Below are 13,861 nucleotides of genomic sequence, written 5' to 3'. Positions count from 1 at the left end.
AAACCCAATAAACGATCCAGGCTGCCTTTTGAAAGCAATAACAATATACCCGCGATACAAATCAATAAACCGGTAAATCTTAACAGGCTGATTTTTTCTTTAAGGAATATTGCCGCCAGTGCGATGGCCATGATAGGTGAGGTGGTCGTTGCAATCAATGCCAGGTTTATAGCAGGTGTATGATGCCCGGCAACATAGAGAAAAGTATTGTATAGAGTGATGCCGGTAAATGCAATCCAAAGCAGGTATTTCCAATGTTTGCGGATCAGGGGAAGCTCCTGTCTGAACTTTTTGTAGCCGATAGGTAAAATAATAATCGAGCCCATTAACCAACGGTAAAAAGCCAGGCTAACGGGGGGTATCTGCTTTATCACACCCCGCGCCACAATGAAATTGCCAGACCAGACAATGGTTGCAGTTACAGCCAGTAAGATGCCAATGTAAATATTCTTTCTTGTCAATGCTATAAATTAGGGTCGGTCTGCCAACGGTAATCAATGAGCGAAATCTATCTCGAAGCTACCGGTGATACGTTCGATAGGTGGATTAAAATATCCGAATTTTACTTCAGGAAACTCGTCATGAATAAGTTCCATGAGTTGTTTGATACCAAGGATCTCACCGGTTTCAGCAATATTGATTTTACCAAGATACCAGTCAGGATCAATGTTGAAATTCCGCCACTGAATCATCGACAATTTTGTTTCAGTTATCAGTTTGCGCAATGCTTCATATTCTTCCTCGCTATCTGTCATGCCCGGGAAAACAAAATAGTTGATGCTGGACCAACCACCATGATGACGCATCACTTTCAGGCTTTCAACAATGTCTTCAAACTGGTAGTTATTTGGCCGGTAATAGGCTTCATAAATATGTTTCCGTGCAGAATTGGTGCTTACGCGTATCGAGTTCAACCCGGCTTCGCATAAAGCCTTCACAGCATCGGGTTTTGATCCGTTTGTATTGATGTTGATGCTTCCCCGATTTGTGTGCTTGCGGATTTCTATGATAGATTCTCTTATTGTTTCCCACATCAACAGGGGTTCACCCTCACAGCCCTGTCCAAAACTAACAATCGGATATGGTGCCGTTGACAAATGGGGAACAGTGAATTCAACGATTTCTTCAGCAGTTGGTTTAAACCTTAACCTGTCCTGGGTAGAAACGATGGTCTCCTCTTCGGGTTGAAAAGAAATACAACCAATACAATTAGCATTACAGGCGGGAGAAGTTGGCACGGGACATTCCCATCTTCCCATAAAATAATTTCTTGCTGCAGGACAATGATAAGTAAGACAACAATTTTCCGCAAGATGTTTTACCAGCCTGTTTTGTGGATACGCATTTAACAGAGTCTGCACTCCGTCTTCGATTTTATCGCTGTGATAACCTCTTGATTCCTGTCTTATATCCTGTTCGATCCGGACAGCCGGAACATAAAATTTTGAGTCCAGCCAGCCGGCTGCAGTATAGCAAAATAATGGAAGAGTAGGGGCCTCCGGACCGGTTTCGAAAGCGGCAATCCATAAACCGGTATGTGCAGGTGGAATAAAAGCCGCAACGGCCCAACCCTTTTCACAGAGCCTCATCTCACCGGTAATTACGTCGATCCCGATTCCTTTACGACCAGGAAGTTCATATAATGATCCGCCTTCAGGTAATTCTATCCACTCTTCTTCCGGGATAGGATATGCGTCCCAGCCACTTCTGCCGGCGGTATACAAACTGGTATCTTCAAAAATATTTCCCTGGCCATCAGAATACAAAATATAAGGGGACTGCTGTAACGACATCACTTCTTCAATTGAATTTAAACCGGCAACACAGATGAAGCAGCCAAAGCAGATGATTTACAGGCAGTTAGTGTTTAACCTAAGATATCAATCAGCCAGCCGGTTTCAACGTTGTTGCAGATAATGTCTGCAAAATTCGTGAATTTGATCGAGTTCTTCGAATCGAAGATTTTTCCTCAGATTGAAATGATAGCTTTTTTCGAGTGAAGTGTCAATTATGATATGATCATAGTGAGCTTCAATATGAGAAATGTTTGACCAGATAAAAAACTTGCTGTCTGGCAGCGCCGGAATCGTTACCCCGGTATGATGAATAGCCACAAACTCAGTTTTCCCCAGCTTTTTTTCGCAGTAGAACAAATAAATATAGGCCACGCTAATCAGTAAATGTATGCTCCCGTTTATCCAGTTGGAATGCAACAGCAGGTCTGAACCAATTCCCAGGAAAAAAATAAATTCAATAAAACGGAAAAACAGGTTTACCAGTGGCATATCCTCCAGTACGTTCTTCGCCACAAACAGAAGAATAAGTATATCGAGTGCTATCAGAAAAAGGCAGCCTGAATAAATAAAACTCCCTCCGGGCTTGATTATATGAGTAATGCCATGAATCAGAATTAAGATGGCAGCGGTGAGATGCAGCAGTTTTCCGGAGCGTTTTAGGTTTTGAAAAGCGGGATGAACGATTGGTAGTGCGAGTGAGTTCATACGGCAGAAGTTTGAGCAAAGATGCGGGATCCTGATAATTCCATAAGGGTATGCGGCATTAAAATTTTCGGACCTGCCCTTGATCTGGAATTTGGGATATGGATTTATCGATATACTCCGGTACTCCGCCTGTATAAGAATTCTCCTAAGAATACTCCGCTTGTTTAAGAAATCAGGCGGAAACGGCAGTTGCAGATTGGAGGCATTTCTCACAAAATTCGTTGAATTCATCTTCATCTGCCTCACCATCTTCGTCGATGGTTTCTTTCTGGAACAGTTTGTTATTTTTGAAATCCAGTGTGAGCAGGTTGTCTTTCAAAACTACATTATTGAAATCCTGCCAGGTATATCTTTTTTTAATAAGGGAATTGAATACAATTTGTTTGTCGGTAAAACCAATCTCTAATGGGAATTTTGCATGGAACTCAAAAAGCCCCAGGAAACCAAACACAAAAACCAGCCATTGGAAATCAGGCATCACGGTCCAGACTATTGCTGCAAAAAACAAAGCGCGGTTATAGGCGACTTTTTCCTGCCTGTTTGTACGAAGAAGGTAAAGATTGCGGGCTATAAGCACAGCAATAAAAATGAATCCAACCAGGTAAACAATTGTCTTCTGTATTGTGATTAATTGCTCGCGCAGAAATATCAGGGCAGAAGCGCTGCAGATAAGCAGGCTGATGAGATCGATATATTTGCGGCTATCATTTCTGAGTGTAACAAGGTAGGTGTAGACCATCCAATTAGTTATTGCTTGCAACCAGCAAATTACATAACTTCCACAACACGTGAGCGCCGACATTCGCATCCCAGTCGTTTTCGCCAACCCCGATCTCCATAAGATCAAAGCCTATCAGTTTACGACCGCTTTGCAAAACCCTTTTCAGTATATAATAAACCTGCTCCGCTTCAAATCCGCCCTGGACGGGAGTTCCGGTGTTAGGACAAAGTTTAGGATCCAGGCCGTCAATATCAAAACTCAGAAACACCTTATCAGGAAGTTTACTGATAATCTCATCAGTTATCTGTTTCCAGTTTTCACCTTCGAATTGTCTTTCCTTTATGTCTTTATCCAGGTAGGTAATCACCCTGTAATTAGAATTGCAGACAAAGGCCCATTCCTCATCAGAAAAATCCCGGACACCTACCTGAACAAGTTTTGTAATTTCCTTGATTTCGGTGAGCGCATTATACATGATGCTGGCATGACTGTACTTAAACCCTTCATACATGGTACGAAGATCGCAGTGGGCATCAATCTGCAGTATTCCGAATTCTCCATGTTTTTCAGCCAGTGCTTTATAATAACCAAGTGGGGCAGAATGGTCGCCGCCAAGCAGGGCAACCAGTTTATTATCTTTTAAAAGATCGCGGGTTTGTTCATACACCCATTGGTTCAGGTAAATGGCGCCTTCATTAATATCTTTCAGTGACTTGCACATGAAGGTATTTTTATCAACTATCTCACCATGGGCAATATAATCGATGAGTAACTCTGCCTCTTTCCTGAGAAAGTCACTTTTCAGCAGGATCTTTTTATCGGTCTGGCGCATAAAAATGCCCTGTTTCCAGGCATCCTTGGTTTCCGCATCAAACAAATCAACCTGCATACTTGCTTTAAAAATATGGTCTGCTGCCCGGGCCGTACCTGCACTGTAGCTTACCGTTACTTCCCACGGAACGGGGAGAATGATGAGACGTGAATCTTCTTCTGTAAACGGGAGCCCGAAAATGTTGTTATCCGGATTGCTGGCTCCGTTTTTATCGAAATGGGATAAATCTTTCATGATAAAGTTCTGCTACTTTAAAACGATCCGCAAGGTAGTAACAGTATGTTTAAGTTGCAAAATAATTACGCCTGGTTGCAAGCCGGGTGTGGCAGGCTGGTTTTTAACTATTTATAAGGTTTTACAATGCGATAACAACTGATCTTTGCCGTTTCAGGACCTGTTGACTGATAAACTGCGGGCCCGTTAACACGTTCCGGACAAATAATTCCTGGGGTCTATTAATATTTAAGACTTATTAATTAATCATAAGTCGCCTTTTTTGAATCAGAATGCGTGCGTTTTTTGTCATAGCTTTGCAATGAATTTTAGATCATTATGAAGAAAATACATATTGCCATCCTTGTTTGTATAGGTATAGTGATTGCGGTGCTAATCAGCACTATGGGAGATTTGTCGAGTTACGAAACACTTGCTTCCGCCAAACAGAAGGCTGGTAAAAATGTAACCATCATTGCCAGGCTTGATAAATCGGCTGACAAACCTATCATCTACGACCCCGCCCGCAATCCGAATTATACTTCATTTCACGTTATAGACTCCCTGGGAAATAAGGCAAAAGTTGCTTACTATTTCGAGAAGCCATATGACATGGAAAAAAGCGAGCGCATCGTTATAAAAGGCAAAATGAATGGTGATGTTTTTGAGATCACCCGGAAAGATGGCATTCTTATAAAATGTCCTTCCAAATATAAAGATGATCCCAAGGCCGCGCAGAACAATCTGAGTCAAAATTAATCTCAACTGATGGACTATATTGGTGAACACCTGTTTCCGGGGCAGCTAGGACATTTCCTCGTTGTACTTTCCCTGGTTGCATCGCTGGTAGCAACTATTGCTTACTTCAAATCAACAACCGCAGTATCAGCCGAAGCAGCCGACTCATGGAAGCGTATGGCCAGGAAGGCTTTTATCATTGATGCGGTTTCTGTAACAGTAACTTTTGGAATCATCTATCACCTGATTTCAAATCATTATTTTGAATATTATTATGCCTGGAATCATTCAGATAAATCGCTGAAAACAGGATATCTTTTTGCAAGCATCTGGGAAGGGCAGGAGGGTAGCTTCCTGTTATGGGCCTTCTGGCACGGTATGTTAGGCATAGTATTGATGCGCACATCAAAAAAATGGGAAGCGCCGGTGATGACGGTGATCAGCTTCGCGCAGGTATATATGGCTACCATGGTGCTTGGTATTCATTTCTTCGATATCAAACTGGGTAGTTCTCCTTTCCTGCTGACGCGTTATATGCAGCCGGCATTTATGGATATGGCCAATTACCTGACCCTGCCGGTATTCCGTGATGGCAATGGATTGAACCAGCTTTTACAGAATTACTGGATGCAGATACATCCACCGATCATATTTCTAGGTTATGCATCAACGGTAGTGCCTTTTTCGTATGCTGTTGCAGGTCTCTGGAAAAAAGAACATAGTACATGGACCAAACCTGTAATGCCCTGGGCATTGTTTTCTGCGGCAATCCTGGGATTGGGTATCATGATGGGTGCAAGATGGGCTTATGAATCGTTGAATTTCGGTGGCTATTGGGCCTGGGATCCCGTTGAAAACGCTTCCATGGTGCCATGGCTAGTATTGGTTGCTGGTATTCATACAGTATTAATCTATAATTCAACCGGCCATTCACTGCGTTCTTCCTATCTGTTTCTTTTACTTGGATTTCCGCTCATATTATATTCAAACTATCTTACAAAAAGCGGTGACCTTGCCGATACATCTGTGCATGCATTCACCAGCCAGGGTCTTAACTGGCAGCTGCGAATAGGTGTTTTGTTATTTGTTATACCGGCCTTGCTGTTTTATGCAAAACGGTATAAACAGATACCGGCAATTGCAAAAGAAGAAAACACTTATTCCCGTGAGTTCTGGATGTTTATAGGATCACTGATCTTGTTTTTATGTTCACTATTCATCGTGATTTTTACATCATTACCTGTCATTAACAAAATCTTCAACACCAATTTCAATGTTGGTACTGATGTTGAATTTTTTTATAACCGTATAGTGATTTTTGTGGCAATCGTTCTTGGTGTACTGACGGCACTGACACAGTATCTGAAATACAAAAACACCAAGAAATCTGAGTTCGGTAAAAAGATCCTTATACCGACTGTTTTATCCTTACTGATAGGTGGCGCTATCAGTTATTGGGGAAATATCAACTACGATACTTATGGGATCGGCTTCCTGGCAGCAATTCACCTGGCCATCTTTGCGGGTGTTTACACCGCAGTAAGCAATGCAGCTTATATCTGGACCGGCCTAAAAGGTAAACTCAAGGTAGCAGGAGCATCTGTTGGGCATATCGGCTTTGGTATTTTCCTGGTAGGAATATTAATCTCATCTTCCAAAAAAGAGATATTATCCGTTAACCGTACCAATCCGTTGAACTTTGGGGAGGGTAACAAGATTACCGGAACAGGCATGGAGAACCTGACACTGTACCATGGAGTTAAGAATGATATGGGTGAGTATTATGCCACCTATGTTGCGGATAGCACAATCAATAATGGAAAACAGATCTATTTTCATATTGAGATGGAGAAAAAAGACGGTTCGGATAAGTTTACACTTTATCCTGATCTGATGCGGAACACAAAGGGTGACCAGGGAATCTCCAATAATCCCGACGCAAAACATTACTGGAACCGGGACATTTTTACATATATCAACCATAGTTCTAAACTACAGGAGGGTGAAGATACTTCCAGTTTTGTAAGCACAACAGTGATGCCCGGTGATACGATATTTTACTCTAATGGTTTTATGATCCTTGATAAGGTGACGCTTAATCCGAATAACGCTAAATACAGTTTTACCGAAAAAGATACGGCGATCATGGCTGAGATTACTGTTCACGCATCAAACGGCAGGAAGCTGAAGGCAAATCCTGTTTATCAACTCAGCAACAACCAGGTGAAATACACCATTGATACAGTATTTGCTGAGGGGCTGGCTGTGGGGCTTTCCCGGGTGGCGGATGCGCAAAGGATTGAAATTAGTGTTAAAGACTCCACAAAACTGGTTCCATTCGTAGCGCTGAAAGTGCTTCGTTTCCCATTCATTAACCTGGTCTGGCTTGGAACTATCCTGATGATAGTCGGATTTGTAATGAGTATTTCGCGCAGGGTCAGGCTATTGTAATAATAATAAACAATTTGTCCCGTTATTGGTCCGGATTTCGTCTATAATCGTATATGTGTATATCTGGGATTGATAACAATCATTTTGTTCTCTTCGGGTTACATTCGCCCTCCCAGGGGTATAATGATTAAAGAATAATTATTATTTTAGCTTTAGTCATGAATAGATGCCGGGAAATAGCGGGAAAAAGTGTCGTGGTGTTGGCTCTTTTGTTGACGACTCACCTGGCTTCGTTTGCCCAGCAAATTCCCGATTCTATCCTCAAAAATTATCCGCTTCCGGAACTGGGCCCGAATGATACTATCCCGGTGCCGGTTACTATATTCGAAAACCAGATTATTCCGGCACAATCACTGGAATGGATCTGGGTGCAGGCGCCATATCCACCCCATCTTTTAAAGAAACGCGAAGCCTATAACCGTTTACGAAATGCAGTTTATGTATGTTATCCTTATGCAAGGAGAGCTGGAATCATTCTGAATGATATAAACTTCAGGCTGTCCACGATAAAAAGTAAAAGTGACAGGAAGAAATATATCAAGACCCGTGAAAAGGAACTGAAAAAAGAATTTTCTGATCCATTAACCAATCTTTCTATCTACCAGGGTAAAGTGTTGATGAAACTGATAAATCGTCAAACAGGTAATAATTGTTATGAGATTATCAAAGAATACAAGGGAGGTGTTACCGCAAGGGTATACCAGACTGTGGCATTCTTTTATAACAGTAGCCTGAAGCAACCTTACGAGGTGGAGGGTAAAGACAGTGAGATTGAGAAAATTGTACTCGAGGTTGAAAAGATGTACAGTAAAAGATAGTTATGAATTATGAGTTATGAATTATGAGATATAGTGGTGAGTGGTAAGTGGTGAGTTGAGTGGTGAGTGATGGTGAAAAAATGAGTGATGATAAGGGTAACCATAACGGCAGTATGTTTGGGAAATGCTGTTACATTAAATAATTCTATTACAATAAATAATACTTGAGAGTATTGTTATGGAAAAATCAGGACCTCAAAGTCTGGATCTCAAAGTCTGGACCTAAAGTCTGGCGATTTTTTCGAGGAGGCCGGTGGTTGAAAATCCCTGTATGATAGGGTTGATTACAACGCGTCCACCATTTGCAATCACTTCCTTTGCTCCGACAATCTGTTCGATTGTATAGTCACCGCCCTTAACAATTACATCCGGTTTAATGGCTTTGATAAGCTCCAGTGGAGTGTCTTCGTCAAATATTACAACAGCATCCACAATCATGAGAGATGCGAGCAGGAGTGCCCTTGAGGTTTCGTCGTTAACCGGGCGACCCTCGCCTTTTAATTTTTTTGTAGAAGCATCGGAATTAACTCCCACAATCAAAAAGTCTGCTTCTTTTGCTGCATCTGATAATGAAGCTATATGTCCGCGATGCAAAATGTCAAAACACCCATTTGTAAAAGAGATCGTTTTACTTTGCAGCCTTAATATCTGCACTGTGTGAAGGAGTGACGGCAGATCAAATATCCTGCTGTTGATAAATTCAACTTTTTTCATACCTGGTTTTTTTATTGAGATAGGGTAACACCAATAATGCTACGAATCCGCTAAGCAGCATCTGGAAAAACTGAACTCCCCATAACAGGCTTCCGAAAGCAAAACCAATGCTTTCTTTTAACCCGTATAATAACATGGTTTGTTGTACAAAAATAGGATAAACACCAATTCCCCCCGGTGTCGGGATGATCATAGCCAGGCTGCCTGTTGTTAAAACGGATAGTGCCTCCTTTATGCCATAACCTGAGGTTTCTTTGAATGCCCATAAACCGATCTGGACACTCAGCAGGAACATCACCCAGATAAAAATCGAGTGAAAGATAAACCACCTTTTATTTTTTAGGTATCGTACACTTATTACACCAGACCAGATGCCTTTTAAAACCAGCTTTATCTTTTTTACAAAACCAATATGTGAAAGTTTCCTGAATACCAGCCATATTGAAGCTATAACTATCACCACTATACCTATAACCAGGAATAATTTTCCAGTGGTAAAAGAGGAAGTTTTAGAACTCAGAATTGATCCCAGCAGGGTACTCATATACTCCCCGATAAGGTCAACCTGAACCAGGACAGTTACAGCTATGATGACGATAAGGCAAACTACGTCAAATGCCCGTTCTGCCACGATGGTGCCGATCAGTTTATCTGCCGGTACTTTTTCATAGCGGGCAAGAATGGTGCATTTAAGCACTTCTCCCAGCCTGGGTAATGCAAGATTAGCCATATAGCCTATCAGCACGGCCATATATGTATTGGAAAGCTTTGGTTTATATCCCAATGGTTCCATCAGGATTTTCCATCGCATAGCCCGGCTCAGATGACTCAACAGCAAAGTGAAGATCACAGGTACAACCATCCAGTAATTGGCATTCTCAAAAGACTGTTTGATGTCTGCCCAGTCATTACTGTCAATTTTTCGAAGTGACCACCATACCAGGAAGACCCCAAACCCAAGAAAAAATATATATTGTATGAGACTCTGGAGTTTCTTTTTCATTATAACAGATTTCCAGCTTTTGGGAACACGATCCAGGGTTTGAAGGTCCGCGCTTTTTCGAAATCCATCCTTGCATAAGAAATCACAATCACTATGTCTCCGACAGCACCCTGGCGGGCGGCCGGGCCATTCAGGCAGCAAACACCGGATCCACGCTTTCCTTTGATGAGATAGGTTTCGATCCTTGATCCATTATTAACGTTGACAACCTGGACCTTTTCATTTTCAATCATGTTTGCGGCATCCATTATATCCTCATCAAGCGTCAGGCTCCCCACATAATTAAGATTAGCCTCTGTTATGACCGCGCGATGAACTTTGGATTTCAAAACTTCTATATCCATATTCTTAAATCGAAATTAAAATTGATCTGCAAAATTAAGGTGCACATTATTACAATCTGCTGAATTATTTGTTGTGTTGACCGGCAGAAGGAGTGATTACCGTGTTGTCAACGGCAGCCGGAGTGACTATCATGTTGTCAATCAGCCTGACTTCTTCAAGGAAGGCTGCTACAAGGCAAATCAGCGGAGCCTGTCCATCCCAGTAATCCGTAAGCCTGAGATCGGTTGCATTCGCAATTTCTACATAATCAACGCTGAAACCTTTTTCATTTAATCTTTTGCGTGCATCACTCAACAAGCCGTTCAGCTCCCCGGGCTTCAATGATGTTTTAACAAAGAGTATTGTTTCATATATCGATACGGCCTTTTTCCTGCCTTCTTCGGAAAGCCTGGTATTACGGCTGCTCATGGCCAGCCCATCCGGTTGTCTAACGGTTGGGGCGGTGATAAGTTGTGTACGCGAGTTCATGAAACACAAAAGCCAGGTGATCACCATACACTGCTGATAATCTTTCTGACCCATAAAAAGCAGGTGGGGGTTAACGATAGTAAGGAGTCTTTTCATCACCTGACAAACTCCCTGGAAATGACCTGGCCTTGAACTTCCTTCAAGTATTGTTTCAAGGTAGCCCAGGTTAAAAGTTTCTAAATTTTCAATACCATCAGGATAAATGCCCGCAACTTCCGGCACAAACACGATATCGGTGTTCACCGATTCCAGTTTCGAAATATCGGCTTCAAGCGTCTTGGGATACTTGTTAAAATCGGTCGCGTTATTGAATTGGGTTGGATTAACAAATATGCTGCAAACTGTGATATTTCCGGTATTGAGGGATAGCCTGATTAGTTCAAGATGGCCGTCATGAAGTGCTCCCATTGTGGGAATAAACCCGATCCTGGCCCCATCCGCAGTTAGTTTGTTAAGATGGGCCTGAAGTAAGTCTGCTCTTTTAAAGAAGATCATTTTACGAATTTAGAGGTAGCATAGCTGTTATTAAAGCGAGCATGAACGCTGTTCTTCTTTTGTTAAAATTGGTAATGCCGGACATGGAAGTTCAGCATATAAAGCTGCAAATATCACTCTAAACCCTGTAAAGACTTAGTGTCCGGAAAATTTTCCGTAAAAAAACCTTACCTTTGCCAGCTGATTTTCAAATCGGAACCAAACCAATTTATTATCCTAATGCTGACAAAGAAAAGAATTTTATTTATCGCCAACGAAATGTCTCCTTATCTGGAACTAACTGATTTTTCAGAAATAGTGAACAAGCTGGCGATAAAAGCGAATGAGGGTGGATATGAAGTGCGGTGCATTATGCCCAGGTTTGGAATGATCAATGAAAGACGACATCGTTTACACGAGGTAGTTCGCTTGTCCGGGATCAACGTGTCAGTAGACAATGATGATTTTCCGCTTCAGATCAAAGTTGCTTCACTTCCAAACGCACGTCTACAGGTTTATTTTCTCGACAACGAAGACCTTTACAAAAGGAAATACATCTTTCATGATGAGTCAGAGAAATGGTTTGATGACAACGGTCTGAGAACGGTATTTTTCTGCAAGGGTGCCCTTGAAACTGTCAAGAAGTTTGGATGGCCGCCCGACATCATTCATTGCAGCGGCTGGATGACCGGGTTGATTCCATTATACCTGAAAACAGCTTATAAAAAAGAACCGGTTTTTGCACACAGCAAAGTGATTTATACACTTGGAAATACCAGCTTCAAAGAAAAATTAAGTGCAGACTTTCTGAAGATTGCCAACATAAGTCCTAATATAAAGGAAAAGGATCTTGAACCTTTCAAAGATCTGAACAATGTTGCCTTGCAGCGGGGCGGTGCAACCTATGCTGATGCTATCACTTTTGGTGCGGAAAAAATTGATAAAAAGCTTGTTGAAGAGTTCGGAAAAGTACGTGGGAAAAAAATTCTCACCCATAGTGCAGATGCCGATTTAACAGACTATTTACAATTGTATTCCGATCTTGCCAAGTAGGTATATATCTGAAATCAATCATACAATAAACTACTTGTGAATAGGAAATTCTTAGCCCCCTTTTTTTTATTAGCTCTTCTGATTATCGTTGATTCTTCATGTACGCGGATTGATACAACAGATATAGGCAATGGTATTATCCCCCCGATTGACAATATCAATACTTTTGATACCGTCTTTGATGTAGTCACAGACAACTTTCTTTCCAATGATAGTTCGAGGATATTCGCAGAAGAAGATCATGCACTTGGCGTAATTCAAAATGATCCGGTATTTGGCAGGTTGGCAGGTAGTATCTATTTTAATGTTTCCCCGGCTGCTTTTTCATATCCATTTATAAACAAGGATAGTATAAAACAGGTTGATTCGGTGGTCCTGTCTATGGCCTACACCGGCATTTATGGTGATAGCATGACAACACAGACTTTCGGTGTTTACGAATTACAGGATGACCCACGTTTCCAGGATTCAGCCTTTGGTTACCTCATCCGGAATGATGGTATCAATCTTGGTCCTTTGCTTAAAACCCATACCCAGGATTTAGACCGCCTCGGCGATCAGTATGTGATCATGAAAGGGAAGGATACACAGCAGATAAAAAATCAAATGCGGATTCGCCTTGATAATTCCCTGGGTCAGCGTTTTATTAATTATGGTGCCGATGTCTACCAGAATGATACCACCTTCAAAACTGCTTTTCCAGGCTTTGGAATTTTACCCCAGGGAGGCACAGGGAATGCGCTTGCCTATTTCAACCTTGCAAACACTGAGAATACCAAACTGTCTGTTTATTATAAGGCGAAATCACTCAATGGTGTCGTGGACTCTGCTTTGGTAACGACTTTTACTTTTCGCAACTTTCGTAACCTGAATAAGATTGAAAGATCAGTCTCAGGTTCAGAACTTGGAACGGCCATTAATAATGGATCAACTTCAGACGATAAACTGTATATAGCGACTTCACCGGGCTCTTATGCAACGATAAAAATCCCTGGCCTGCAGGAACTCTCAAACCGGGTTATTCATCGCGCGGAACTGGTTGCCACAACAGTTACAACGCCCGGATCACCCTACCAGGCGCCCTATTACCTGTTTCTTGATGCCTGGGATAGCGCCGTCAGTTTGCCAAAGACTATCCAGAATGATTTCACTTATAATGCAACCAGTGGTTCATATAACCTGACCTTATTTGGTGGGTTCCTGGTAAAAAACCAGGACAAATCTCAATACAATTTTGATATTACGAGATATGTTCAGGGAATTGTAACGCGAAAAGAGAAAAGTAATACACTACGGCTCTATGCGCCGTACAAGACTGCTTCAGTCTACATTCCGGGCGGCATTGCCAGCTCTTATAATGTAATCGCTTTAGACACTATGCAAAAGAAACAGGGAGTACAGCTTTATCTGAATCCACAGATCGCCAATGGCAGAACAGTTCTCGGCGGAGGTACACATCCGACCGATAAAATGAAGCTTAGAATTATTTATTCTAAAATTTAACATGGACGCTTATCTTTGCGCCTGATT

14 protein-coding genes are annotated in these 13,861 nt (G+C 41.8%); 5 read left to right on the top strand and 9 right to left on the bottom strand.

Features of this window, described 5'->3' with window-relative positions:
- From VK664_RS28005 to VK664_RS27985, 5 genes are all read right to left on the bottom strand, one after another.
- Positions 1-461, bottom strand: a 461-nt coding sequence (locus VK664_RS28005; protein ID WP_461402039.1) for a DMT family transporter, incomplete at its 3' end; no start/stop codon positions are given.
- A gap of 33 nt (positions 462-494) precedes the next feature.
- Positions 495-1,793 (bottom strand): radical SAM protein, encoded by a 1,299-nt coding sequence (locus VK664_RS28000; protein WP_461402038.1) that lies wholly within the window; start codon positions 1,791-1,793, stop codon positions 495-497.
- Between the two features lie 105 nt (positions 1,794-1,898).
- Positions 1,899-2,501: a hypothetical protein gene (locus tag VK664_RS27995; RefSeq protein ID WP_461402037.1), complete on the bottom strand. Its 603-nt coding sequence runs from the start codon at positions 2,499-2,501 to the stop codon at positions 1,899-1,901.
- Positions 2,502-2,673: 172 nt separating this feature from the next.
- The gene (locus VK664_RS27990; protein ID WP_461402036.1) at positions 2,674-3,240 is read right to left on the bottom strand and encodes a hypothetical protein; all 567 of its coding nucleotides are present in this window, start codon (positions 3,238-3,240) and stop codon (positions 2,674-2,676) included.
- Positions 3,241-3,244: 4 nt separating this feature from the next.
- Positions 3,245-4,288, bottom strand: coding sequence for an agmatinase family protein (locus tag VK664_RS27985; protein WP_461402035.1), 1,044 nt, complete (start codon positions 4,286-4,288; stop codon positions 3,245-3,247).
- Between the two features lie 318 nt (positions 4,289-4,606).
- Between VK664_RS27985 and VK664_RS27980 the strand changes: the two genes are divergently transcribed.
- From VK664_RS27980 to VK664_RS27970, 3 genes are all read left to right on the top strand, one after another.
- Positions 4,607-5,026 (top strand): cytochrome c maturation protein CcmE domain-containing protein, encoded by a 420-nt coding sequence (locus VK664_RS27980; protein ID WP_458926091.1) that lies wholly within the window; start codon positions 4,607-4,609, stop codon positions 5,024-5,026.
- A 9-nt stretch (positions 5,027-5,035) separates the two neighbouring features.
- Complete coding sequence (ccsA, locus tag VK664_RS27975; protein ID WP_461402034.1) at positions 5,036-7,456, top strand: cytochrome c biogenesis protein CcsA; 2,421 nt, start codon at positions 5,036-5,038, stop codon at positions 7,454-7,456.
- 158 nt (positions 7,457-7,614) lie between these two features.
- Positions 7,615-8,274 (top strand): DUF4294 domain-containing protein, encoded by a 660-nt coding sequence (locus VK664_RS27970; RefSeq protein WP_461402033.1) that lies wholly within the window; start codon positions 7,615-7,617, stop codon positions 8,272-8,274.
- 222 nt (positions 8,275-8,496) lie between these two features.
- Here the strand turns inward: VK664_RS27970 and rfaE2 are convergent, their stop codons facing one another.
- From rfaE2 to panC, 4 genes are all read right to left on the bottom strand, one after another.
- Positions 8,497-8,988, bottom strand: a complete 492-nt coding sequence (rfaE2, locus tag VK664_RS27965) for a D-glycero-beta-D-manno-heptose 1-phosphate adenylyltransferase (RefSeq protein WP_461402032.1) — start codon at positions 8,986-8,988, stop codon at positions 8,497-8,499.
- Positions 8,975-9,991, bottom strand: a complete 1,017-nt coding sequence (locus VK664_RS27960; protein WP_461402031.1) for a lysylphosphatidylglycerol synthase transmembrane domain-containing protein — start codon at positions 9,989-9,991, stop codon at positions 8,975-8,977. The genes rfaE2 and VK664_RS27960 overlap by 14 nt, the downstream gene beginning before the upstream one ends.
- On the bottom strand, positions 9,991-10,335 hold the full coding sequence (gene panD / locus VK664_RS27955) for an aspartate 1-decarboxylase (protein WP_461402030.1): 345 nt from the start codon (positions 10,333-10,335) through the stop codon (positions 9,991-9,993). The genes VK664_RS27960 and panD overlap by 1 nt, the downstream gene beginning before the upstream one ends.
- A 64-nt stretch (positions 10,336-10,399) precedes the next feature.
- Positions 10,400-11,299: a pantoate--beta-alanine ligase gene (gene panC / locus VK664_RS27950; RefSeq protein ID WP_461402029.1), complete on the bottom strand. Its 900-nt coding sequence runs from the start codon at positions 11,297-11,299 to the stop codon at positions 10,400-10,402.
- A gap of 219 nt (positions 11,300-11,518) precedes the next feature.
- Between panC and VK664_RS27945 the strand changes: the two genes are divergently transcribed.
- The gene (locus VK664_RS27945; RefSeq protein ID WP_461402028.1) at positions 11,519-12,331 is read left to right on the top strand and encodes a glycogen/starch synthase; all 813 of its coding nucleotides are present in this window, start codon (positions 11,519-11,521) and stop codon (positions 12,329-12,331) included.
- Positions 12,332-12,367: 36 nt separating this feature from the next.
- Complete coding sequence (locus tag VK664_RS27940; protein WP_461402027.1) at positions 12,368-13,834, top strand: DUF4270 family protein; 1,467 nt, start codon at positions 12,368-12,370, stop codon at positions 13,832-13,834.
- The last annotated feature ends 27 nt before the right edge of the window (positions 13,835-13,861 follow it).

It is taken from the genome of Flavitalea sp. (genome assembly GCF_035489435.1).
Lineage (GTDB): Bacteria > Bacteroidota > Bacteroidia > Chitinophagales > Chitinophagaceae > DATHKG01.
Note: the sequence above shows the minus strand (reverse complement) of the source record. Positions and strands in the feature narration are given on the sequence as shown.

Bases quoted from the DNA above. Each gene is read 5' to 3' on its own strand.
- VK664_RS28000 (WP_461402038.1), bottom strand. From the start codon at position 1,793: ATGTCGTTACAGCAGTCCCCTTATATTTTGTATTCTGATGGCCAGGGA.
- VK664_RS27995 (WP_461402037.1), bottom strand. From the start codon at position 2,501: ATGAACTCACTCGCACTACCAATCGTTCATCCCGCTTTTCAAAACCTA.
- VK664_RS27990 (WP_461402036.1), bottom strand. From the start codon at position 3,240: ATGGTCTACACCTACCTTGTTACACTCAGAAATGATAGCCGCAAATAT.
- VK664_RS27985 (WP_461402035.1), bottom strand. From the start codon at position 4,288: ATGAAAGATTTATCCCATTTCGATAAAAACGGAGCCAGCAATCCGGAT.
- VK664_RS27980 (WP_458926091.1), top strand. From the start codon at position 4,607: ATGAAGAAAATACATATTGCCATCCTTGTTTGTATAGGTATAGTGATT.
- ccsA (WP_461402034.1), top strand. From the start codon at position 5,036: ATGGACTATATTGGTGAACACCTGTTTCCGGGGCAGCTAGGACATTTC.
- VK664_RS27970 (WP_461402033.1), top strand. From the start codon at position 7,615: ATGAATAGATGCCGGGAAATAGCGGGAAAAAGTGTCGTGGTGTTGGCT.
- rfaE2 (WP_461402032.1), bottom strand. From the start codon at position 8,988: ATGAAAAAAGTTGAATTTATCAACAGCAGGATATTTGATCTGCCGTCA.
- VK664_RS27960 (WP_461402031.1), bottom strand. From the start codon at position 9,991: ATGAAAAAGAAACTCCAGAGTCTCATACAATATATATTTTTTCTTGGG.
- panD (WP_461402030.1), bottom strand. From the start codon at position 10,335: ATGGATATAGAAGTTTTGAAATCCAAAGTTCATCGCGCGGTCATAACA.
- panC (WP_461402029.1), bottom strand. From the start codon at position 11,299: ATGATCTTCTTTAAAAGAGCAGACTTACTTCAGGCCCATCTTAACAAA.
- VK664_RS27945 (WP_461402028.1), top strand. From the start codon at position 11,519: ATGCTGACAAAGAAAAGAATTTTATTTATCGCCAACGAAATGTCTCCT.